The sequence below is a fragment of the uncultured Mucilaginibacter sp. genome, from assembly GCF_937859865.1.
Classification (GTDB): domain Bacteria; phylum Bacteroidota; class Bacteroidia; order Sphingobacteriales; family Sphingobacteriaceae; genus Mucilaginibacter_A.
This window is the reverse complement of sequence record NZ_CALMAT010000081.1, coordinates 1-24,018: the sequence shown is the minus strand read 5'-3', so window position 1 is coordinate 24,018 and position 24,018 is coordinate 1. Positions and strand designations below refer to the sequence as shown.

Annotated in this window: 20 protein-coding genes and 1 pseudogene; 12 read left to right on the top strand and 9 right to left on the bottom strand. The window is 40.3% G+C overall.

The annotated features are described in order from the left end of the window. The 8 genes from Q0192_RS08550 to hemJ form a co-directional block, all read left to right on the top strand. The coding region (locus Q0192_RS08550; RefSeq protein ID WP_299288930.1) for a uroporphyrinogen-III synthase at positions 1-378 on the top strand (378 nt) is incomplete at its 5' end. 121 nt (positions 379-499) lie between these two features. After that, the gene (hemB, locus tag Q0192_RS08545) at positions 500-1,471 is read left to right on the top strand and encodes a porphobilinogen synthase (protein ID WP_299288927.1); all 972 of its coding nucleotides are present in this window, start codon (positions 500-502) and stop codon (positions 1,469-1,471) included. 84 nt (positions 1,472-1,555) lie between these two features. Next, positions 1,556-2,932 (top strand): glutamate-1-semialdehyde 2,1-aminomutase, encoded by a 1,377-nt coding sequence (gene hemL / locus Q0192_RS08540; RefSeq protein ID WP_299288924.1) that lies wholly within the window; start codon positions 1,556-1,558, stop codon positions 2,930-2,932. 49 nt (positions 2,933-2,981) lie between these two features. Beyond that, positions 2,982-3,851 (top strand): ATP-binding protein, encoded by an 870-nt coding sequence (locus tag Q0192_RS08535; protein ID WP_299288921.1) that lies wholly within the window; start codon positions 2,982-2,984, stop codon positions 3,849-3,851. Between the two features lie 26 nt (positions 3,852-3,877). Then, a complete protein-coding gene (locus Q0192_RS08530) occupies positions 3,878-4,579 on the top strand; it encodes a response regulator transcription factor (protein ID WP_299288917.1) in 702 nt (233 codons plus the stop codon). Then, on the top strand, positions 4,579-5,106 hold the full coding sequence (locus Q0192_RS08525) for a tetratricopeptide repeat protein (protein ID WP_299288914.1): 528 nt from the start codon (positions 4,579-4,581) through the stop codon (positions 5,104-5,106). Before Q0192_RS08530 ends, Q0192_RS08525 begins: the two co-directional genes overlap by 1 nt. 64 nt (positions 5,107-5,170) lie before the next feature. Next, positions 5,171-6,196, top strand: coding sequence for a uroporphyrinogen decarboxylase (gene hemE, locus Q0192_RS08520; protein ID WP_299288911.1), 1,026 nt, complete (start codon positions 5,171-5,173; stop codon positions 6,194-6,196). A gap of 41 nt (positions 6,197-6,237) precedes the next feature. Further along, the gene (hemJ, locus tag Q0192_RS08515) at positions 6,238-6,771 is read left to right on the top strand and encodes a protoporphyrinogen oxidase HemJ (RefSeq protein ID WP_299288908.1); all 534 of its coding nucleotides are present in this window, start codon (positions 6,238-6,240) and stop codon (positions 6,769-6,771) included. Between the two features lie 4 nt (positions 6,772-6,775). Here the strand turns inward: hemJ and Q0192_RS08510 are convergent, their stop codons facing one another. The 4 genes from Q0192_RS08510 to Q0192_RS08495 all read right to left on the bottom strand — a co-directional run bounded on the left by Q0192_RS08510 (position 6,776) and on the right by Q0192_RS08495 (position 15,275). After that, positions 6,776-7,426, bottom strand: coding sequence for a phosphoribosylanthranilate isomerase (locus Q0192_RS08510; RefSeq protein WP_299288905.1), 651 nt, complete (start codon positions 7,424-7,426; stop codon positions 6,776-6,778). Positions 7,427-7,611: 185 nt separating this feature from the next. Next, positions 7,612-11,235, bottom strand: coding sequence for a DEAD/DEAH box helicase (locus Q0192_RS08505; RefSeq protein WP_299288902.1), 3,624 nt, complete (start codon positions 11,233-11,235; stop codon positions 7,612-7,614). 202 nt (positions 11,236-11,437) lie between these two features. Beyond that, on the bottom strand, positions 11,438-12,688 hold the full coding sequence (locus tag Q0192_RS08500; RefSeq protein ID WP_299288899.1) for an amidohydrolase family protein: 1,251 nt from the start codon (positions 12,686-12,688) through the stop codon (positions 11,438-11,440). A gap of 163 nt (positions 12,689-12,851) precedes the next feature. Continuing rightward, complete coding sequence (locus Q0192_RS08495; protein ID WP_299288896.1) at positions 12,852-15,275, bottom strand: AsmA family protein; 2,424 nt, start codon at positions 15,273-15,275, stop codon at positions 12,852-12,854. A gap of 219 nt (positions 15,276-15,494) precedes the next feature. Here Q0192_RS08495 and Q0192_RS08490 point away from each other — a divergent pair, with 219 nt between their 5' ends. From Q0192_RS08490 to Q0192_RS08475, 4 genes are all read left to right on the top strand, one after another. Beyond that, the gene (locus Q0192_RS08490) at positions 15,495-16,061 is read left to right on the top strand and encodes a sigma-70 family RNA polymerase sigma factor (RefSeq protein ID WP_366518152.1); all 567 of its coding nucleotides are present in this window, start codon (positions 15,495-15,497) and stop codon (positions 16,059-16,061) included. Then, positions 16,045-16,836 carry a hypothetical protein gene (locus Q0192_RS08485; RefSeq protein ID WP_299288893.1) on the top strand — a complete coding sequence of 264 codons (792 nt, stop codon included), beginning with the start codon at positions 16,045-16,047 and terminating at the stop codon, positions 16,834-16,836. The genes Q0192_RS08490 and Q0192_RS08485 overlap by 17 nt, the downstream gene beginning before the upstream one ends. A 22-nt stretch (positions 16,837-16,858) precedes the next feature. Further along, positions 16,859-17,671 (top strand): outer membrane beta-barrel protein, encoded by an 813-nt coding sequence (locus tag Q0192_RS08480; protein ID WP_299288890.1) that lies wholly within the window; start codon positions 16,859-16,861, stop codon positions 17,669-17,671. A 261-nt stretch (positions 17,672-17,932) separates the two neighbouring features. Further along, positions 17,933-18,949 (top strand): ABC transporter ATP-binding protein, encoded by a 1,017-nt coding sequence (locus tag Q0192_RS08475; RefSeq protein ID WP_299288887.1) that lies wholly within the window; start codon positions 17,933-17,935, stop codon positions 18,947-18,949. Here the strand turns inward: Q0192_RS08475 and ilvA are convergent. The 5 genes and pseudogenes from ilvA to Q0192_RS08450 all read right to left on the bottom strand — a co-directional run. Next, entirely contained in the window at positions 18,946-20,196 is a 1,251-nt protein-coding gene (gene ilvA, locus Q0192_RS08470; protein ID WP_299288885.1) for a threonine ammonia-lyase IlvA, read from the bottom strand. The two genes, Q0192_RS08475 and ilvA, sit on opposite strands and share 4 nt — an antisense overlap. A gap of 2 nt (positions 20,197-20,198) precedes the next feature. Next, a complete protein-coding gene (locus Q0192_RS08465) occupies positions 20,199-21,713 on the bottom strand; it encodes a 2-isopropylmalate synthase (RefSeq protein ID WP_299288882.1) in 1,515 nt (504 codons plus the stop codon). An 80-nt stretch (positions 21,714-21,793) separates the two neighbouring features. Further along, positions 21,794-22,558 (bottom strand): class I SAM-dependent methyltransferase, encoded by a 765-nt coding sequence (locus tag Q0192_RS08460; RefSeq protein WP_299288879.1) that lies wholly within the window; start codon positions 22,556-22,558, stop codon positions 21,794-21,796. Beyond that, the gene (gene leuB / locus Q0192_RS08455; protein WP_299288877.1) at positions 22,555-23,646 is read right to left on the bottom strand and encodes a 3-isopropylmalate dehydrogenase; all 1,092 of its coding nucleotides are present in this window, start codon (positions 23,644-23,646) and stop codon (positions 22,555-22,557) included. The genes Q0192_RS08460 and leuB overlap by 4 nt, the downstream gene beginning before the upstream one ends. Positions 23,647-23,828: 182 nt before the next feature. After that, positions 23,829-24,018 (bottom strand): annotated as a pseudogene (locus Q0192_RS08450) (3-isopropylmalate dehydratase small subunit); the annotation flags it as partial.

Sequence of the window (24,018 nt, the reverse complement as noted above, 5' to 3'; positions counted from 1 at the left end):
AGTGTGGACAGCACTGAAGTTGCAACAGAATTTGCCAAATTAGCCAACGGCACTACCATTTTATTTCCGGCTGCCGAAGATTCGATGCGCAGTATCCATCAAGCTTTATCCGCAGAGACAAAAATTATTGATTTGCCGGTTTACGAAACGGTGTTGGAAGACCATCCAGCAGCATCTGCGGCCAATGTTTTGATTTTTACCAGTCCTTCCAACGTTGAAGCTTATTTTGCAGATAATTTGTTGGAAGTTGGCCAGCGGGTGATCGCCATTGGTAAATCAACCGGAAAAAAATTGGAAGAAAACAATGTAAAATATATGCTGCCGTATTCGCCGGACGAGATTGGTTTGGCAGAAGCGGTGTTTGGGTTGGAAGTTTGAGGAAAGCGGTCAGCTTTCGGCAATCAGCTTTCAGCAGCCTAAAACACAATCAGCACTAAAAATTAACCGATAAAAACAGTATGCCAGCCGATTGCTGACAGCTAAAAGCTAATAGCTCCTTATGCTCCAAAGACCAAGAAGAAACCGGAAATCAGAAGTTATCCGCCAAATGGTGCAGGAAACCGTTTTGCAGCCGGCCAACCTAATTTTTCCGCTGTTTATTGTAGATGGAAACGCGCAGAAAACAGAAGTTAACTCGATGCCTGGCATCTTTCGTCATTCCATTGATCATTTGCTGCGCGAAGTAGAAAGCTGCGTCAAACTTGGTTTGAAAGCTTTTGACCTTTTCCCCAACATCGAAGAATCTTTAAAAGATAAATACGCAACCGAAAGTTATCGTGAAAACAGCCTGTATTTAAGGGCGATAAAAGAAGTAAAGCAAAACTTTCCGGAAGTTTGTGTGGTTACAGATGTGGCAATGGACCCTTACAGTTCTGACGGGCACGACGGAATTGTAGAAAACGGCGAGATTTTAAACGACGAAACGCTGGAAGTTTTAGGCAAAATGGCTTTGGCACATGCCCATGCCGGTGCAGATATTATTGCGCCTTCGGATATGATGGATGGCCGGGTGGGCTACATCCGCCAGGTTTTGGATGATAATAAGTTTACCAACGTTTCCATCATGTCGTACGCGGCAAAGTATGCCAGCGCGTTTTACGGGCCGTTCCGCGATGCTTTAAAATCTGCCCCAAAACATGGCGATAAAAAAAGCTACCAAATGAACCCGGCCAACCAGCGCGAGGCATTGATCGAAGCACGTTTAGACGAGGCGGAAGGAGCCGATTTTCTGATGGTAAAACCAGCATTGCCGTATTTGGATGTGATTAAATTATTGCACGAAAATTCGGAATTGCCCATTGCCGCTTACAATGTAAGCGGCGAATATGCGATGATCAAAGCTGCCGTAAAAAATGGTTGGCTGAATGAGCAGCGTGCAACGATGGAAGTTTTGCTCAGCATCCGCCGGGCGGGCGCAACTTCTATTTTAACTTATCACGCTAAAGAAGTTTTAGAAAAAGGCTGGTTATAAAAGCTATCAGCAATCAGTTGTCAGCTATCAGCAAAAGCAGCTCAAACTGACAACTCAGAACCGATAACTTACAAAGAAAAAACAATGTTTGATTCAATAAAAAAAAGGTTTTCATCAGCAGAAACAGAAGAATTAACGGCGCACCCGGCAGGAAAACCGGATATCAGCCGTGAAAAATCTGCAGAGCTGTACGAGAAAGCCAAAACTTATTTTCCGGGCGGCGTAAACTCGCCTGTCCGCGCTTTTAAATCTGTTTATGGCACGCCTTTGTTTATTCAAAAAGGCGACGGCTGCCATATTTGGGATGCCGACGGAAACCAGTTTATTGATTTTTGCGGATCTTGGGGACCATTAATTTTGGGCCATAACAACGCAAAAGTTCGCGAAAAAGTAACCGAAACAATGCAAAACGGCATGTCTTTCGGTGCGCCAACCGCTTTAGAAAATGAGTTGGCCGAACTCATTTTAAAACACAACAAATACATCCAGAAACTGCGTTTCGTAAGTTCGGGAACGGAAGCGGTAATGTCGGCCATCCGTTTGGCGCGCGGTTATACCAAGCGCGATAAAATCTTAAAGTTCGAGGGCTGTTATCACGGCCACGTAGATTCTTTGTTGGTAAAAGCAGGTTCGGGCTTGGTTACTTTTGGCGAAACTTCTTCGGCCGGTGTTCCAAAATCTTTTGCAGATGAAACAATCGTAGTTCCTTTGAATGATCGTGAAGCATTAAAATTAGCTTTCGAGGAGTTTAAAGATCAGATTGCAGCAATTATCATCGAGCCAATTCCGGCAAATAACGGCTTGTTGTTGCAGGAAAAAGAGTTTCTGCAATACGTCCGGGAAATTTGCACGGTAAACGAAGCATTGCTCATTTTTGATGAAGTGATTTCCGGTTTCCGCGTAGGTTTTGAAGGCGCAGCAGGTTATTATCAAATTGCGCCGGACATCATCACCTACGGAAAAATTATAGGCGGCGGTTTGCCCGTTGGCGCTTATGGTTCCTCTGCAGAAATTATGTCGAATATTTCTCCCGAAGGTTCGGTTTATCAAGCCGGAACTTTGTCGGGAAATCCGGTTGCCATGTCGGCCGGGATTGCACAATTGAGTGAACTGGCAAAATCCGGTTTTTACAAAGATTTGAATGCGAAGGCAGAAGAGTTTGCAGATTCTATCCAACGTTATGCCACAGCCAAAAACTACAAGCTAAAAGTTTTTCGCATCGGTTCTATTTTTTGGTTTGCTTTTACCGATAAACCAAATATCCGCCGTGCAGATGAAATTGATCCGGCAAGCATGGAAAAGTTTAAAGTTTTTCATCGAGAGTTGCTGAACCGCGGCATCTACATTGGCCCATCAGGTTACGAGGTTGGTTTTGTTTCTTCTGCACATACCAAAATTGATTTGGAAAAAGCAAAACGCACGATATTTGAAAGTCTGGATTTTGTGTTTAGAAATAAGTAACTTCATGCTTCTTTTATCGCCTAAAAATTAATGTTGCTTTAATTAAAATATGCGTAAGCCATTCTTCATCTTTTACTTCCTTACTTTTTACACACTTGCCGAACTGCTTTGGTGGAGCGTTTTGCTGGTGCGTTCGCAACCTAACCGGATTGCAATGATTTTGGGCGAACTGTCGGTTTTCATCGTAGTTTTTTCGGTTGGTGCTTACTTTTTGCATAAATCTATCAACTCCGAAAGGCGTTTGCACCAGCAGCAAAAAAACTTTTTGTTGTCGGTTACGCACGAGTTGAAATCACCGCTGGCTTCGATAAAATTGTATCTGCAAACCATTCAAAAGCGCGATTTGGACCGCGAGCAGCAATTAAATTTTGTGGGAAAATGTTTGATTGATATTGAACGCCTGAACGATATGGTGGAAAACATGCTGATCGCTTCGCGTATTGACAACAGCTCTTACACTTTCCCGAAGGAAAAATTCAATTTGTCGGAACTCGTCCAAACCATCGTTAATCGTTTGCAAGTCAACAAATGCGATTGCAACCAGCAGGTTATAGCTGCGGAAGTTGATCCGGGAATTGAAATTGTGGGCGATAAATTTGCCCTGTCTTCCATGATTAACAACCTGGTTGAAAATGCCATTAAATATTCAGGCCCTTGCGAAGTGGTAGAAGTAAAGCTGCGGCGCAAAGAACAATCGGTACATTTGATGGTTGCAGATCATGGTATCGGCATTGCCGATGCAGAAAAACCGCGCATTTTCGAAAAATTTTACCGTGTTGGCAACGAGGATACGCGCAATACCAAAGGTACAGGTTTGGGCTTATTCATCGTAAAACACGTGTTGGATAAACACGAAGCCACCATAAAAGTGCGCGACAATAAACCTTCGGGCAGTGTATTTGAAGTTGTTTTTGGATAAAACCTAACCACCATTAAACCAACAATATGAGCAAGAAAAGAATTTTACTGGTAGAAGATGAAGAGCATTTGCTCGAAGCCATCAAACTAAATTTAGAGTTGGAAGGATATAAAGTTTCGACAGCTGTTAATGGAAAAAAAGCGTTGCAGATTTTTAAAGAAGAACGTTTTAACCTGATCGTTCTGGATGTAATGCTGCCTGAAATTGATGGTTTCCAAGTAGCAGAAACCATTCGTTTGGAAAATTCGGAAGTGCCAATCATGTTTTTAACAGCAAAAAATACCAATGAAGACCGCGTTAACGGTTTAAAAAAAGGCGCCGACGATTATCTAACCAAACCTTTTAACCTGGAAGAACTGATCCTCCGCGTTAATAATCTTGTAAAAAGAGGGTTAAAAGGCGATGAACTAAAAGAATTTAACAGCTATAAAATTGGTGATAAAACTATTCATTTTAATTCTTTTGAGTTGATTAACGATGATGGTTCCATCACGCCGCTCACCAAAAAGGAAACGATGCTGCTTAAACTGCTGATTGAACGCCGGAACGATGCCGTATCGCGCGAGCAAATTTTGGAAACCGTTTGGAATTACGATGTTTATCCGTCAACCAGAACGATTGACAATTTTATCCTCACGTTTCGTAAATATTTTGAACCTGATCCTAAAAACCCGGTTTATTTTCATTCCATCCGCGGCGTAGGCTATAAATTCACCGATCACAGTTAATGTTTACAAACCGGGCACGGCAACTGGTTATTGCAGTTTTTATTTTGGTTTTGCTGTTCAGCATTTACGAGCGGGGTTTCGAAATTTCGGGCATTGCTTTGCTGGCTATCGGCGTTTTGGTTTGGGGTTATTTTAAGGAAGGAACCGTGATTTTGGCGGCCAAAGATTTCCACGATAAAAACTACGAACAAACAGAAACTTTGCTGCGGCAAATTGCCCGGCCAAACTTGTTGGCCAAAAAACGACGTGGTTATTACGAGTACATGATGGGCGGGATTGCTTTGCAAAAACAGGATTTTGAAGCAGCAGAAAAACATTATGAAATTGCAGCCCAATATCCTTTGCGTTCTGTAAATGACCATGTTGCAGCTTTGGTTCATGTGGCCAATATCAGCTTAAGAAACCATCGTTTTGATAAAGTCGAAGCTTACCTCGGCCTCGCCAAAAAACAGGAAAACAATTTAACAGCCAAGATGCGCGAAGTGATTTTAAAACTCGAACAAGAAATTAAACAACGAAATAAATAGCCATGCTTCTTTTATCTGCCTAAAAATTCACCCCATCAATGCTTCTTTTACCACCTAAAATATAATGACGAACACTTTACTGCTTGATGCCGCTTTTTCTAAACCAACTGAGCGTCCGCCTGTTTGGATGATGCGCCAGGCCGGCCGTTTTATGCCCCAATATTGGGAAATCAAGAACAGATATTCTTTTTTGGAGATGTGCAAAACGCCGGAAATTGCGGCCGATGTAACAATGTTGCCGGTTGATTTGCTGGATGTGGATGCCGCTATTTTGTTTTCCGATATTTTGGTTACCGGCGAAGCGATGGGCGGCGATTTAAGTTTTACACAAGGCGTTGGTCCGCGGTTTGCAAATCCCGTTCGTACCGCTCAAGACGTTGATGCTTTGGAAACCGAAGTTGGTGATCGTTTGCAATATGTTGCGGATGCAATCAAAGTGATCCAACAGCGATTGAACGGTAAAATTCCGTTGATTGGGTTTGCCGGTGCGCCTTTTACCGTGATGAGTTATTTGGTGGAAGGCGGCTCGTCGAAAGATTTTAAGCGCACGAAATTAATGCTGCACAACGAGCCGGAGTTGGCGCATCGTTTATTGGCTAAAATTGCAACCGTAACGGCCGATTATCTGAACTTGCAAATTGCGGCTGGCGTAAATGCCGTGCAAATTTTTGATAGTTGGGCACAAGCTTTAAGCTGGGATGATTATACCGAATTTTCGCATCGTTACATCGTAGAAATTATCAGCAGGTTAAACCGGAAAGACATTCCAGTAATTTCGTTTTGTAAAGGAAGTTCTGTGTTTGCGCCACTCATGGCCGAAGCAAAACCGGATGTGGTTTCGATTGACTGGAACGTGGATTTGTTGGACATTAAAAAAAGGTTGCCAAAAACAGTAGCCGTGCAAGGAAACCTGGATCCGCATATTTTGTATGCTGATAAAAGTGTAATCAAAAATCGCATCCACAAACTGTTTGAAAGGATGCGCGGCGAAAACGGGTTTATTTTTAACCTCGGGCACGGCATTATGCCTGATATTCCTTTTGATAATGTGAAGTACGCGGTGGAAGTGATTAAGGAGTTTCGGTATTAAGATAGTTAAACACCAAAAAAGTAGGCATAAAAGAAGCATCCATGTATCTCTATCTCAAAGCCGTCCATATTATTTTTGTAGTTAGCTGGATGGCTGGGCTTTTTTATGTGGTGCGCTTGTTTATTTATCATACTGAAGCTCAGGACAAATCTGAATTAGAACGAAAAGTACTTTCAAATCAGTTCGAAATCATTGAAAAAAAGCTTTTCAATATTATTACCACGCCAGCCATGGTAATGACATTGATAGCCGGAATTTGGATGGTTTGTATTTTGCCAGGTTGGTTGCAACAAGGTTGGTTACAGGTAAAATTAGGCTTTGTTTTTGGTTTAGTTATTTACCATTTCATTTGCCAAAACATGATGCAGCAAATGCGAAAAGGTATTTTTAAATTCACTTCCACTCAATTAAGAATTTGGAACGAAGTAGCTACCATATTACTGTTTGCCATTGTTTTTTTGGCCGTGCTTAAAAATGCGGTAAATTGGATTTATGGCGTAGTTGGATTATTGGTGTTCTCGCTGATTATCATGTCAGCGGTCAAGGTTTACAAGTATTACCGGTTGAAGAAGTAGAAGTTTAGTTAAATACGGCTTCAAAAAACAGTTCTAATTTCTGCGGATCAAGTTTTTGGTTTGTACGAACGCTACTGCATAAGTCTAATCCGAAAGGTTGTACGGCTTCAATCGCGCTACGCACGTTTGCTACATTTAAACCGCCCGCCAAAAAAACCGGAACTTTTACTTGCTCCACAATTTTACGGCTGAGTAACCAATTGTGGGTTCTGCCTGTTCCGCCTAATTCTTTAACTGCTAAGTTGGGATTGCCGCTATCTAAAAGTAAAGCATCAACTTGTTCCGAAATTGCAAGGGCTTCGTCAATCGTTCGTTCATCAATTACATGGATTACTTGTACCAATTTTACTGCTGGTAATGCTGTTTTTATTGTGTGATAATTCCCAACTTTCAATTCATCTACAATTTGGATCGTATTGGTTAAAGTGCGGTAATGATGTTGAATAATTTCATCGGCAGCAGTTTCGCAAGTGAGCATAAAAGTAGCCACGGGCGGTGGGACCGATTTGGCAATTTCAGCAATCAAATCATCCGAAATTGTTCCTGGCCCGCTGGGCATCCTTGCAACCAAACCCAAAGCATCCGCACCAAAACTTATGGCTAATTGTGCTTCTTCTTTAGAACTGATACAGCATATTTTTATTCGGGGCGGCATGTTAAGTTATTTAAACCAATGCTTCTTTTAGTTATAATTTTTCTGACTGTATTTAAAAATGGTGTGGGTTGGATTTATATTTTGCTGGTTTTCTCGCTGATAATTATGTCGGCAGTTAAGATTTACAAGTATTACCGGTTGAAGGGATAGTAAAATTCCATTTCAGTATGTAACTTATCTTTTTCTTATTCAAGTTTAATATCCAATTCTTTTATCAATTTTAACTGTTTTTCACTTAATTTATTGTTTATATATGCTCTTTTAGTTCTTGCTAAAGATTGATAAAAGTTACTTTCTAACTTTTCTTTAGAAGCTCTAGGATAACGTTTATTTTTAGCTATAAATTGTGCTATTTCTCTCAATCGATTGGACCATCTTCTGAATCCATCACGACCACTTATTTCAGTTCTTTCTGTTAGATCAATCCCTATTCGTTTGAGTTTTTCAAGCTTTGTTTTTGGGTAGTTTCCTTTCTCATAAGAAATTTGCTGTTCATAAATCCAATGATTAAGATTTTTGTTAATAGCTCCAAGTTTACTTAATTCCTCTTTAGATAAAAATGCTTCAAGTTCAAAGTAATTCTTTTCCCAAAAACTCGTATTCCTTTCAATAGCTGACCAATGAAAACCAATAGAATCGAGCTTTTCAACTTGCCATCCATGTAATAGTTTTCTTCTGCCTCCAGAATGCGTTCCTGCTTGTGCTTGCCTTTGTGCTTGACACCAGTTATAAAGCTCTCCTTCAATTCCCAGTGCAAGGAACTTTGGCCACGTTCCTTCATTAATTTTAAAAAGTTTTACTTGTTCAAATCTTTCTAGCCATCTTTCCGCATCTTTTTCTATACCATTTGCAACTAGATCAAACCCTATTGACTTAATCTGTGCAATCTGTGCTTCTGAAAGTGTATTATTTTTATAGCGAAATCTTTGAGAGTATAACCAAGAATTAAAATCTTTATTAGTAATTCTTGTAGGAAGCTTGCCTTTTTCTGTTGTCCAAGCTTTTACCTTTTCAAACGTCCTTTCCCATGTTTCAAAAAGAGCATCTATATTTAGTTGTTCTAATAGCTCAATTTGATGTTTTGTTAAAGAACCTTCTTCAAGACTTTTTCTATTGCGAGTAATCCATGAATAAGCATTACTTCCAATCTTAGATATTGAAATAGACTGTTTCTCATTAAGTAGCTTCTGTATTTTTTTATAATAATATAGCCAATTGTCATTATGCCCTTCAAAATTAAAATCTATTGCTACCATTTTATCAAACCAATATTCTTCTAAGTTATTTTCTCTGTATTTAGTTCGCATTTGTTGGCAAAAAATACTGAGCTTGCTTTCCTCTAAATCTGGTTTTTCACGATTGTACTGAGGCCAACTATTTTGATTTCTAATTCTAAACTGAAGTAAAATCTCATATGATTTTTCCCATTTTAGATCAATTGCTGATTTAAGTACAATTGAATTAAATAAAGCAGCTTTCTCAGGACTAAGTTTATTAGTTCTAATTTGATTTTTCTGGCTTGCTATCCATTTTGTTAATTCCGAATCACCATTTGGCGCATGGTTGTTGTTCTTAGCATATTTTTTATAATTCTGAAACATACTGTTCCACTTCCATTCATTATAATTCCATATAAAACTAATCTCGTTTAGTTTTCGAATTTCTTCATTTTTAAGCGATCCATTTTTTTTACGATTACGTTGTGCTCCAATCCATTGGTACAATTCCAAATTATCTTGATTGGATGGATATCTATTATTTTGTTCAATAAATTCTTTAAGTTGCAGGAACCATAAATCCCAATTATTTGAAGTCTTATCAACTATCTGATCGAATAGAGAATTTTTCAGTTTTTCTTCAAATCCTTCAAGTAAGATTATATCCTGTTCCTCTGTAAAGCCGATAGAAGTAATATCAATTTTGTTAGATTCCCGCTTTCCTTTTCCATAAGCCAAATAATTTATTTCATCCTGTAAACGTTCATCCTGATCGGATATAGAACGAATAACTTGAATAAGATTACGAAATGAACTGTCAGTTATGGAATCTTCAACAGTATCTTTTTTGGTATGATAAATAGGCACAACCACTAAGCCAATTTTCTTTCCTTCTTTTTTTCTTAATGCCCTGCCTACAGCCTGAACAATATCGACTTTAGAATTCTTTGGATCACAGAAATAAACTAAATCAATAGAAGGAACATCAACACCTTCAGTTAAACAACGTGAATTTGAAACAACAGCTCTATTGGCATTTTTAAAATCATTAAGTATATTATTTCTTTTACTTGTAGTTTGTTCTCCACTTACCCAGTATGTTTTAACATCGCTAAATAATTCCGAATGTCTATCGGAAAATTGAGTAGCTAATTTTACTCTCGAATGAAATGTTAAAGCATGTGTGGCTTCATATCTATCCATAATTTGCTCTAAAGCATAATTATTGGCGATTTCATCAATTGAAATTTTAGAATCTATATAACGTCTGTTTTCTATGTATTCTTTCAATTCCTTGCTATTTACACCTATCGCAACAATTTTATAATCAACAAGAATCCCTTCTTCTATGGCATCTTTAAAAGTCATACGATAAAATTCATATCCAAAAGTTTTAGGATCATTCATATCATACGCATATTGTAAGTCATCGCCAAGTTTCTTTTTGATAGATTCTTTAACAATTCGTGGTGTTGCTGTAGCGTAAAGCCTTCTTTTAGAAGGAATTTTTGAATTATCATGTACAAGGCTGAACTTATTCATTCCAATACCTGCTGTTTTATGAGCTTCATCACAAAAGATAAAATCAAATTCAAAACTTGTTTCTTCAATTGCGTCAGCAATTGATTGCAATGAATGATAAGTAGAAAAGATAACCTTTTCTGAATAGTCTTTTATTAAAAACTCTCTGATTTTGACCGAATCTGTTGTTACATATATATCTACTTCGTAAGTATGGGTTACTAAAGTGTCAGGTATGTCGTTATCAATATCAGATTCAGAGCAAACACAAATGTATCTGTAGCTAATTTTTCTTTGTTTTGTCCACTCATTTTTAATTTGCCTAAGTAAAGCCAATGAAGGTACAAGAACCAAAGTATTCTTGCATTTTAGACTTTCTTTAATCCAAAGTGCTGTGTATGTTTTTCCCGCTCCGCAGGGTAATATTAATTGGCCTCTTGGCTCTATTTCAAAAAAATCAACACACTCTTTGATTGCTTTTTGCTGATGTGGCTTAGGTTCAAAAAAATTATGTGTTAGAAATTTATTCTCTGTTATTAAAGAATAAATGTTACCAATTGTATCTCTTTCCAATTCTTGTAAGTCTGCTATTGAAAAGAAAGTAAACTTATCATGTCGGCTTTTGGATACCGAATCTAAATCGGCAGCATTTGAAAAAACTATATAGCCGTAAGCGTTAGGACAGAACGCAAATAGATTGGCAATTTTATCTGCTGACCAATTAAGTTTACACGTTTCATCATTCTTATACTTACATTGTACAACGAACAATTCGCCTTCATTGTCTTCAAGAATCAAGTCAACTCCATAATCTTGATTACCCAAATTTAACTTGTTTCTTACTTCTAAAGGAGTTTCATCAAAAAGCCATACCTTTTTAAAGTTGTCTTTTTCTATAGGTGAAGTTAGGAAGTAATACTTTGTAAAAAGCTCAAAGATTTTGCCTGCTCTAGTATCCTTCTCACCTGTGATATTATCATGAATATTATACTTAGAAAGTTCTTCTTTTATTTCACTCCAAGTATTTTTATCTTTAATTATTTCAGTTAAAATTCTATTATACTGATTCATGATGTTTTAAAACTATACCTATTAACCTTCATAATCATCCCAAAGCTTAATAAATCCAAAAGTTTCTTCTGATTTGAAATTTGAGAAGTCTTTTTTGCTAATTGTTACTTTGTTTCGGAAACCTTGTTTTTTGAATATCTCTTTAAAGAACTAATGTTAGATTTTTTCTTCATAAAAAATAATTATCGTTAAAAATACAAAATTACCGCACCATCTTCCCATCCTTCCAAACCTTGCGTACTTCTTTTACCGCCTTAATTTCATTGGCCGGGTTTCCTTCTACCGAAACCAAATCCGCCAGAAAGCCAACTTTAATTTGCCCCAAATTTGGCAGTTTAAAAACAGCCGCGTTTACCGAAGTTGCCGAACGCAAAACATCAATCGGTTTCATGCCGTATTCTACCATCAGCAGCATTTCTTTGGCATTATCACCATGCGTAAAAACGCCCACATCGCCGCCCATGCAAATAGTTACGCCTGCTTTTAAGGCTTCGGTAAAAATTAAATGTTTGTGTTTTACGCCTTCGGGTTCCGGGTCAACGCCTTTTTTCCAGCCGCGGTAACCGGAAATGGATTCGGTTGCGGCCAAAGTTGGACAAAGTGCAATGCCTTTAGCTTGCATCAGTTTAAACAGTTCCGGTGTTCCGCCGTCGCCGTGTTCAATCGTGGTAACGCCAGCTTGTATGGCACGGCGCATACCTTCTGTAGTGCTTGAATGTACGGCAACAATGCGGCCGCTGCTGCTGGCAACTTCAACCGCTTTTTTCAGTTCTTCTAACGTAAAAGTTGGTGCTGCAGTTTCGTTCAATCCCCAGCGGTAATCGGCGTAAAGCTTCACCACATCGGCACCATGGCCAATTTGCGAACGCACCGCACGCGTAATGCCTTCCATTCCGTCTGCTTCTTCTGCGCCTTTCGGGATAACGGCTTCGGTTACCGCACTTTTCGGCCCGTAGCTTCCGGTTGCCACAATGGCGCGTGTGGCAACCAACATGCGCGGGCCCGGGATCACGCCTTTTTCGATCGCTGCTTTTAAGCCAACATCATCATAGCCTGCGCCTTCGGTTCCGAGATCGCGCACGGTTGTAAAACCCACCATCAAAGTTGCTTTGGCATGTTCAACCGCTCTGGCTGTCCGTTCGGCGCGGCTTTCGGTCAAAACCTGGTCGTTCCAGGTCGTTTCGTTGTAAGGGTGCAAAAACAAATGCGAATGCCCTTCAATCAACCCCGGCAAAAGTGTTTGTCCTTTTAATTCGATTGTTTCTGCAGTTGCCGGCACGTTTATTTGCCGGGCATCGCCAACCGCTTCAATTTTATTGTCTTTAATCAAAACCCACCAGCCTTCGTGCATTTGCTGCCCGTCGAAAACGCGGTCGGGCTTTAACAAAGTTAATTTTTGGGCGAAGGAGAAATTGGATAAAAAAATTAAAATCCCGAAAAGCAGTCGTTTCATATTGCTAAATGTAAACCAATTTTAGGTGGATAAAAGAAGCATCGGCACTAAAGCTTTCTATTTAACCTAAAAATTACAAGCAGGGAAATAAACTGATGCTTCTTTTACAGCATAAATTTCAGGGAATCGTGTTTCACCTCAAACCTCAAACCTCAAGCCCCGCTCACTCGTGGTTTTTGTTCCAGCCAAATTTAATCTTGCCGTTATCGCCATCAGAGGCTAAAATATGCAAAACGATTCCTTTCATGCGCCTGTTTTGTTTTTCCTGCTGGTTGGTAATGCCTTCATCTTTTTTGGGGTTTCGCAGCGGCACGTCCAACGCAATATTGGTCCCGTTGGTAAAGCCATACACGCCGGCCACATTCATGTTCAACACGCTCGAATTGATCATCATCGGGTTGATGGTAATTTTATCGCCATGCAGATCAAACTTGCCGTTCAGGTTATCAATCTGAATATTCCTGACATCGCGGAAAGGAAAGGCAAATTTGCCAACGCTTACAATCGGGTCAAAATCAATCAAAGCGCCTTTTTTTAAGTTGAGGTTTACCGTTCCGTTGATAGAACGCGGAACTATTTTCCCCTGATCGGTCAAATTTCCCGAGATGTTGGATTTGAGCGAAAGAAAGCCGCTCAGGTTTTTGTAGTTGAAACCCTGGATGCCAAAATTATCAAACGAATAAAAGAAGTTGCTGATGTTCACGTTGTTAACGTTTGTGTTGATGGCGAAATGGTTGGTTGCGCCATTTTGGGAAATCGTTCCGTTAAGGCTGACCGAACCGCCTGCATTTTTAACGCTTACATTTTTAAGTTGGATGCCATCTTCCGAAAGCAGCAGGTCAGCGTTCACATCCGTTGCCAAAAATTTATAATAGTAAGCTTTGTCCACACGGATTTGCATATCGGCTTTGCCTTTTTCTAAAACCGTATTTAACTGGTCAATAAAATTGCTGTTGCTTTTTTTCTTTTTTGGGCGGATGCTTCTTTTATCGGATAAAAATCCTAAAAACTCGCCCAGGTACATTTGCGGGCTGCGGATTTGCCAGTTCACCAAAATCTTTTCCGGGTCGGTATAATACAAATTCATAAAGTTGCGCACGCTGCCTTCCATAAAAACAATGCTTTTCCCGCTTTGCAAATGGATGTTTTTGAGGAACAAATCGTTGCCGGTAATATTTAACGAAATGGACGTGTTTTTAAAGTTCAGCCTGCGCGGCACATAGTTTACATCCGCATTTTTAATGTTTACATAACCGCTGACTACTGGTTTTACCAGCTTAAAATTTACAATATCGGCTTTGTAATTAAATTTCAGGTCGGCCGTCCCTTTGTTAAAATTGAGGGTTTCTTCAAACAAATGGTTCAAACGGTTTACGGCAAATTTGGAACGGAAAGTCCCGGTTGCAACCGGTTTTTCCAAATTGCTGATGATGCCGGTATCAACGGTAAACGGAACCTGCTCATAATTTCCGCTGAGGTGGTAAAGTTTTATAGCCGAGTTTTGGTCAGACAAACCTTTTCCAATCGCATAATTATTGGTGTAAGAACCCTGAAAATTACAACTGTCAACCGTGCCGCCGGGGGTGGTAAGCGTATTGTTTTTTACGGCACAGCTTACATCAATTGCCGGGTCGCCGCCCCTGCTAAAATTACCGGCAAGGATGGCTTTTACGGCAATTGGGTTCTTTAAATCATACAAGTTGAGGTGTGAGGTAATGTTTGGCGCCAGCAAAGCCGAAGCATGTTTCCATAAAATTTCGTTTGCGGCAATGTGGATGGCAAAACCGCCTGCATTTTTTACCGTGCTAAAATTAGCACTGATGGTAAAAGGGTCGCCGCCGATGTTCAGCACGTTTGGTTCAACCGTAATCACGCCTGTTTCTGCCTGGTAATTGGCCGCAATGGTGCCTTCAAGCATTTTGTTTTTGATGAAACTTCCGCGCTTCGTGTTAAAAGCCATATCATTTGCAAAAACTTTCAGGTTGATGTTTGCTTTCCAGTCATCGTCCGGATAGTCCATTGTCCCTTTCAAATCTTCAACCGAAAAATGAAAAAGCTTGTGCCCTTTTTGGTTGTCTAAAATAAAACTGACCTGAGACAAAGTAAACTTTCTGATTTCCGGCGCAGTGCTGCTTGCTTTTTTTGAATTGGTTGCAGTTTCATCTTTCTTTTTCAAAACAAAGGTATTGCTGTAGCCGGTGCTATCAGTGTATAAATAAATGTTGGCCTGGTTGATGCCGATTTTATCAATTTGGATAGTGCCCACCAAAAGCGCAAAAGGGTTTACGGTGATGTCGAAATCTTTTGCTTCCAATAAAGTGCGATGGTGTATTTTCCATAAACTATCGCGCAAAACTACATTTTGGAGGGAAACGGAAATGCCCGGAAAACCGCTCAAAAAAGCAGGTTCCATCGAAGCAACAGTAAGCGAACCGCCGCGCAGGTTTTTGTTCAGTTCTTTGGTGATGGCATTTAGGATTTTGGCTTTGTGGAAGTTAACGTAAACCGAAGCGCCAACCAAAGCCAGCAGCAATAAACTTGCAACAACGGCAACTATTTTTAATATGGTTTTTAACCAGCGCGGCATATTTATTTTTGTTAGCTAAATTTTACTTTGTTTGTGCAAAAGCCTGAGGCCCGGCTATTTTACAATATAGGCAGAAAAACAACAATCGGCAAAATTATAAAAGTTAAATTTTGATTTTGAAACATGAAGCACCAATTTTTTGCCGGTAAAAACAGTATCGGCAAAAAATATTTCACAAGTGGCGCAACCATTTCAAACTATTCCTCATCTTGGTAATAAATGATGCTTTTGGAACCCAAACTTACCGAGTTGATTTCAGGCTGCCAATCGGGCAAACGGAAAGCACAGGAAATGCTTTATCAGCTTTTTGCTTCCAAAATGCTGGGCGTTTGTATGCGTTACGCAACCGATAAAATGGAAGCAGAAGACATGTTGCAAAACGGGTTTATCAAAGTATTTAGCAAGATCAAAGATTACCGGGGCGAAGGCGCTTTCGAAGGCTGGGTAAGGCGGATTATGGTTCACGCCGCAATTGAATATTACCGCAAAAACCATAAAATGATGCAATTGGTAGAAATGAGTTTGGCAGGAACAGAACAATCGGTACTTGCGGTTGCAACCCATAGTTTGGAAGCGAAAGATTTGCTGGCAATGATCCAAACTTTGCCGCCGGGCTACCGCTTGGTTTTTAACTTGTATGCCATTGAAGGTTATGCACACAAAGAGATTGCTGAAATGTTGGGCATCAGCGAAGGCGCATCAAAATCGCAATTATCGAGGGCGCGCACAATTTTAAAAGAAACGGTTGTTAAAGCAGAAAGGGTAAGGTATGAAAATTTCGGATAAAGAATTGGATGAATTGTTTAGCTCAAAGTTGGATGGTTTGGAGGCAGAACCATCGGCCAACTTGTGGCAAAATATTAGTTTTGAATTGGACAAAAAGCCCAAAGAGAAAGTTTTAATTCCGGTTTTGCGGATTGCGGCCGGTTTGATTGTTGTTCTTTCTGCCGGGTTATTGTTTTTGCAAAAAAATGAACCAGTCAAAAATCAGCTTACAAAAAAATTGGTTAAAGTTGAATTGGAAAAGAAAAATCGCGCAATTAAGCAGATCGAAAATTTAGGCGATAAAAAGAGCATGCTTCTTTTAGCCACTAAAAACAAGGCGGTAAAAGAAGCACGTGCAATTAAGAAGCCTAACCAAGTTTCAAGTCCAAAATTAGTTTCAAGTCCAAAATTAGAAACAGGTTATTCTTCAACTCAAACTTTGGCACAAAACAAAACAGAAACCAACCAGCAACAGGAAACAACAAATGCCAATAGTACACAATTTAAAATAGCTGCAGTGCCCGATGCCGCCGTAAGTTTAAAAGTACAGCCGGAAGCAGAAACGCCATTAAAAACAACACTTGCCGAACCACAAGTTTTAGCTGCCGCCAATAATAAAACAGCAAAACTTAAACGCAAAGGCATCCGAAATATGGGCGACCTGGTGAATTTGGTGATGGCCAAAGTGGACAAACGCAATGATAAATTAATCGAATTTTCAGACAGTGATGACGGCGACGAATCCAACATAACCGGCATTAATCTGGGCATCATCACCATCAAAAAAGAAAAATAACCCCATCTAAATTATAATTGATATGAAACGTTTACTAATTACTGCAATGTTCTGCGGGTTGCTAACTACTGTTTTTGCACAAACAAAAACAGATTCTGTTGCCGCCAAAACCGATACTTCTAAAACCAAAAAGCATGGCTACAAACTGTTGATCGGGTTTAAAACCAAAACCACAACAGATACGGTTAAACCTAAAGTGATAAAACCGGCATCGCATTTTAACTTTGGACTTACTTTTTCGCGCTTTGATTTGGGTTTTGCCAGGTTGATAGACAACGGCAGTTTTACACTTTCGCCTAAAAACCAGTTTCTGGATTATAAAGGCGGCAAAACTGCTTATGTTGGTTTTGATGTTTTGCAATTGGGCTACCGTTTTAACCCGTACTTTAAAATTTACCTGGCTGGCGGTTTTGATTGGACGTTGATCCGTTTAAGACAAAATATCACCATCCAGGAAAATACTTCTACCTTAACTTACACAACAGATCAGGTTAATTACAGCAAAAACCGTTTTTCGGCCAGTTACCTGCGCATCCCTTTGGCGTTTGATTTCAGGACGAAAGATGACAAGCGCGGCAACAAATTCCATTTTACCGTTGGCCCTGAAATTGGGTTTTTGCTGAATGGCAAAGTGAAACAGATCAGCGATGAAATGGGCAAAAAGAAGTTTTACGACAACTATCATTTTAAACAATTTCGTTACGGCTATTATGCGCGTGTAGGCTATAAAAGTACAGGCTTGTTTGTGAAATATTACGCAAACGATGTATTCGAAAACAGCCCGGACCAAAACGGTTTGAAAAATTTGAACTTTGGGTTGACGTTTGGGTTGTAATCGAGGAAGTTGTTAAAAGTTTTTTCTGGCCTTCCTTTTTAAGTTGATGCTTCTTTTATCGCCTAAAAATCTTAACCATTTGTTTTTTGTTTTATTCAATACATACACCAATTTTTACCCGGTAAAAGAAGCATGGCAATTTTTTATTGTACAAATAAAAACAGTGGCTTGAAAGTTTAAACAACTTCGGGGTCAAAGTTTTTCAAAATAATTTAAATCCTGGTTCAACAACCAGGATTTTTGTTTATGTACTTTTACCGCATGGCAGAACCAATATCTTTTTTGCAGATAAAAAACATAATCAAATCTTATTCGGGCACAGTTTTTTCGGGCATAAAAGAAGTATCGCTGGAAATTAAACAAGGCGTAATCACCGCTATCATCGGCCGTAGCGGAAGCGGGAAATCAACCTTGCTTAATTTAATTTATGGATTGGTTGCTGCGGATAAAGGCGAAATCATTTTTGAGGGAGAACGTGTTTGGGGCCCGGATGTAAAACTAATTCCCGGACACGACCAGATGAAAATGGTTACCCAGCAATCCGATCATTTAAACCTTTATGCTAAAGTTTGGGACAATGTGGCTTCGCTGTTGCCCAATACGAATCTGGATTACAAATCAACAAAAACAACAGAAGTATTGCAGCAATTGCGTTTGCTGGATTTGAAAGAACGCCGCGTTACCGATCTCAGCGGTGGCGAACGCCAGCGGGTTTCTATTGCGCGTGCCTTGGTTTCCAATCCGAAAGTTTTATTGCTGGACGAACCTTTTAACCAGGTTGATGCTTCTTTTAGAGACAATTTACAGCAGGATATAAGGCGAATTGTTGCCGAAACCGGACTTACGGTAATTATGGTTTCGCACGATCCGCAGGAAGTGTTATCGCTGGCGGATGAACTGGTGGTTTTAAAAGACGGCGAAATTGTGGAAACCGGACATCCACAGCAATTGTATCAAAATCCGCAGAAACTTTATACTGCAACTTTACTGGCAAACGGTACTGTTTTTACCGGCATAAAAGCGGCATCGTTAGGAATTGTTACCGACGCGAAAACGGTGATGGTTTATGCAGAAGATATTTATGCCGATAAAAACAGCATCGAAAATTTATGCATAATCGAAGCGGTTTTGTTTAAAGGTTTTTACGAAGAACTGATCTTAAATAATGGTTTGGTAACTTTTAAAGCAATCAATCTTCAACCTAAAATATTCCAAGTTGGAGATCAGGTTTCTGTTTCGGTTAAAAAGTTTCTAACTTTTGATGAAAGTTTCACTTAAATAAAATACTCAAATAAATTATTGTCGTTGTTGATTTCCTTGTAATCAAAACGGTTTTCCTTCATTCGCTGAATTAAAGAATTGTAATCTTCGCGGTCTTTTAATTCGATACAAACCAATGCCGGGCCGCTTTCGCGCTCGGTTTTCTTTACAAATTCAAAACGGGTAATATCATCTGTCGGGCCAAGCACTTTGTTGGCAAACAGTTTTAATGCACCTGGCCGCTGCGGAAAACGGACGATGAAATAATGTTTCAGCCCTTCGTACAGCAACGAACGTTCTTTAATTTCCTGCAAACGGTCAATGTCGTTATTACCGCCACTTAACACGCAAACAACTTTTTTACCGATGATTTTTTCCTTGCAAAAATCCAAAGCCGAAACGGACAAAGCACCGGCTGGCTCGGCAACAATGGCATCGTCGTTATACAATTTCAAAATTGTGGTACAAACTTTCCCTTCGGGGATCAGCAGCATTTCGTCCAAAACTTCCTTACACATTTGATACGTTAAGGAGCCAACACGTTTTACGGAAGCACCATCTACAAACTTATTGATGCTATCTAAAGTAACCGGATGTTCGCTGCGAAACGCTTCAAACATGGATGGCGCGCCTTCCGGTTCAGTGCCGATCAATAACGTATCTGGTTTTACATGGCGGAAGTAATTGCCAATTCCGGCAGAAAGTCCGCCGCCGCCAACCGGCATAATTACCACATCGGTATCGGGCAGTTGCTGCAAAATTTCTACGCCTACGGTACCTTGTCCTTCAATCACCAAAGGATGGTCAAAAGGCGGGATAAAAATCATTTGGTTTTTTTCGGTGTAAAGCAAAGCTTCGCGCAGACAATCATCAAAAGTATCGCCAATCAAGATGATTTCTACATGCCCGTTCCCAAACATTTTGGTTTGGTTAACTTTTTGTTTGGGCGTGATTTCCGGCATAAAAATAATGCCATTCGTGCCCAATTTATTGCAAGAATAAGCCACGCCTTGTGCGTGGTTGCCCGCACTTGCACAAACCACGCCTTTGTTCAACTGCGTTTGGCTCAACTGGCTGATCAAATTGTAAGCGCCACGCAATTTGTAAGAACGGACAATCTGCAAATCTTCCCGCTTCAAATAAATTTCGCATTGGTATTTTTCGGACAAGCGGTCATTAAATTCCAGCGGCGTTCTTTTAACCACGCTTTTTAATCGTTCCAGCGCAGCGGCCGAATCAATTTTTACTACTTCTTCTAACACCATTTTCAGGATAAAAATTTGTTAACCGCATCTAAATAAGCATTGGCCGAAGCACGTACAATATCGGTGCTAAAACCGTAGCCATCGTAACTTTTGCCATCTAAAAGAAGCAACATATCAACGCGGCTAATATCGTCGCTACCGCCGTTCATGGCTTGGATATTAAATTCTTTTAAGCTTGGTTTTTTGCCGATGATGCTTTCGATCGCGTTGATTGTGGCATTTACCGGCCCGTTCCCGGTTGCAGTCGCTTGTTTTTCCTGGCTGCTGATTTCCAGCGTAACCGTTGCTTCCGGGATCGAATCACCTGACATTATCACGTTCAGCGTTTTCATTTTGATGCTGCTTTCGTTGTAGTTTGCTTCGGTTCCGTCGCCCATCAAAGAAAGCAGGTCGTTGTCGGTGATTTCTTTTTTTTGATCGGCCAGGTTTAAAAAGCGGTCATATACTTCGTTTAGGTTCACTTTTTCGATGAGGTAACCTAAGCGTTCCAAGTGATGTTTCAAGGCATGGCGGCCGCTTCTGGCAGTTAAAACAATTTCTGCGGAAGGAATGCCCACATCTTCCGGGTTGATGATTTCATAATTCTGGCGGTGTTTTAAAAACCCATCCTGATGGATGCCCGAACTGTGCGCAAAAGCATTTTTACCAACAATGGCTTTGTTTGGCTGCACCGGCATGTTCATCATCCGGCTCACTTTGTTGCTTAAATGGTAAAAGTGTTTGCTGTTGATGTTGGAATGCAGGTTTAACGTTTGGTGCACTTTTAGGATCATCGCCACTTCTTCCAATGAAGTATTGCCGGCACGTTCGCCAATACCATTAATGGTACATTCGATTTGCCTTGCGCCATTTTGGATGCCGGAAATGGAATTAGCCGTGGCCAAACCCAAATCGTTATGACAATGAACCGAAATAATGGCCTGCTCTATATTTTTTACGTTTTCTTTCAAATATTTTATCCGTGCGCCATATTCGTCCGGCAAACAATAACCGTTCGTATCCGGAATGTTAACGACCGTTGCACCGGCAGCAATCACCGCTTCAATCATGCGTGCTAAATAAGCTAGATCGGCGCGCCCGGCATCTTCGGCATAAAACTCCACATCTTCCACAAACGATTTGGCGTATTTTACCGCTTCCACGCCGCGTGCTAAAATCTCATCGCGCGTACTATTGAACTTATATTGAATGTGCATATCCGAAGCACCAATCCCGGTATGGATCCGCGGACGTTTAGCATATTTTAAAGAAGCCACTGCGGAATCAATATCGCCTTTATTGGCACGTGTTAAAGCGCAAATGATGGGTTCTTTAACCGCTTTAGACAGTTCGACCACACTTTGAAAATCGCCCGGACTGGAAATCGGGAAACCGGCCTCGATAACATCAACACCCAACAACTCCAGTTCCTGTGCAATTTCAATTTTTTCTGAAGTTGTCAATTGGCATCCGGGCACTTGCTCGCCATCGCGCAGCGTGGTATCGAATATGTAAATATGGTTTGGGTCGTGTAACATGGTTTTGTTTTTTATTTGCAATCAGCTTTCAGCTATCAGCTATCAGGAACTATGCAAGCTGATTGCTGATAACTGATTTCTCATAGCTCCTTTACTGCTATAAATCTTAATCTTTTATAATCGGCGTACCACTCGCCGTTGCGCTGGTAGTACGGTTGTAATTGTTGGGTGGTTTCTTCCAAGATTTCTTGTTGCTGTGCTTCTTTTATCCCTATAAAATAGTCGGAAGCAAACATGGTAATCCATTTTTTTACGCCTTCTGCCTGATCTTGTAACAAAGTTGGGCGATCAAAAAGCGCAGCGTAAGTAACCGTAAAACCAGCTTTTTCCAACAGAGAAGTATACTCGCCAACGGAAGGAAAAAACAAATAATCCATTTCGGCCTGCTGCTGGTAACCGTGTTGTGTTAAAACTTTTCTTAACATAGAAATCATCCGGCCAACATTTCCTTTTCCGCCCATTTCGGCCACAAAACGTCCGCCCGGTTTTAGTGCCATAAAAACAGCATTCAACATTTTGGATTGATTTTCTGCTTTGATCCAATGCAAAACCGCGTTAGAAAATATGGCATTAAAAGAAGCATTGTAACCTAAATCCGTTGCATCGGCAACTTTAAATTCCGTTCCCGGATAGCTTTGTTTTGCTTTCGCGATCATTTCCGCCGAACTATCTACGCCCAAAGCTTCGGCGCCTTCTTCGCGGATGGCGTTGGTTAAATAACCTGATCCACAACCTAAATCCAGAATTTGTTCTCCTGGTTTTGGTTCGAGCAAATCCAAAACGTTCTCGCCGTATTTAAAAACGAAATCGTGTTTCTGGTCGTACAGTTCGGCGTTCCATTTCATATTGACACTGTTTGCTGCAATTGTTCCAATATTTTTTGTCCTATTTGTTCTGTGCCTAAAACTTTGGTTACGTCATCTTTGCTGTTGGCAATATCCGAAGTGCGGTAACCTTTTTTCAGGATTTGTTCTACGGCTTGCGTTACGGTTTTTGCTTCTTCTTTTAAGCCGAAACCAATTTCCAGCATCAGCGCAACGGATAGGATAGAGGCCAGCGGATTTGCCAGGTTTTTGCCGGTAATATCATGCGCCGAGCCATGGATCGGTTCAAAAAAACCGGTTCCATCACCAACAGAAGCCGACGCTAACATGCCCATAGAACCTGCAATTTGTGAAGCTTCATCCGTTAAAATATCACCAAACAAATTCGCAGTCAAAACCACATCAAATTTCTTCGGATTTTTAACCAATTGCATAGCTGCATTATCAATAAACATGTGTTCCGTTTCCACATCCGGATATTCTTTTGCGATTTCCTGAACCGTTTCGCGCCACAAACGGGAAGATTCCAGCACGTTGGCTTTATCAACAGAACATAATTTGTGCCGGCGCAAACGTGCTGCTTTATAAGCTTTTCTGGCAATTCTTTCGATCTCATATCGGTGATAAATCATCAAATCGGAAGCTGTATTCCGGTCTTCCGATCTTGTTTTCTCTCCGAAGTAAACATCGCCGGTTAATTCCCGGAAGAATAAAATATCTGTTCCTTTTAAAATTTCCGGTTTCAGGCTGGAAGCGTCCAACAATTCATCAAATAATAAAATCGGACGAAGATTGGCATACAAACCCAACTCTTTCCGGATTTTTAACAAACCTTGTTCTGGCCTAACTTTCAAAGACGGATCGTTATCGTATTTGGCATGACCAACAGCACCAAACAAAATGGCATCGCTTTTTCGTGCTTTTTCCAGCGTTTCATTCGGCAATGGATTTCCGGTTGCTTCAATTGCCGCGTGGCCCATCAAGGCGTGGTTGAAAGTGAATTCGTGGCCAAAATTAGCGGCAATTTGTTCTAAAACGGCTTTGCCCCAGGTTGTTACTTCGGGACCGATGCCATCACCGGGAATGATTAATATGTGTTTAGTTGCCATTTTTTGTTCGTCTTGTCATTTCGCTTTTTTGTCATTTCGACCGTAGGGAGAAATCTTCTTTCAATTATGCCATTATCCATCTTTCGTCCAACACCAATTTTTATGCGATAAAAGAAGCATTCCATTTCCTATTGACGTAGAGACGTTGCATGCAACGTCTCTACATCGTCCGGACAAACCAGTTAAATTACTTTACTTCTTTCATAAGTTTCAATCCAATCCTTGTTGTTCAAAACGTAATCAATATCATCATAACCGTTTAACAAACAGGCTTTTTTATAAGGATTGATCTCGAAGCTTTCCTGTTCGCCGGTGCTACAAATTTTGATGAATTGCTGTTGCAGGTCAACTTCAACTTTGGTGTGGCGGTCT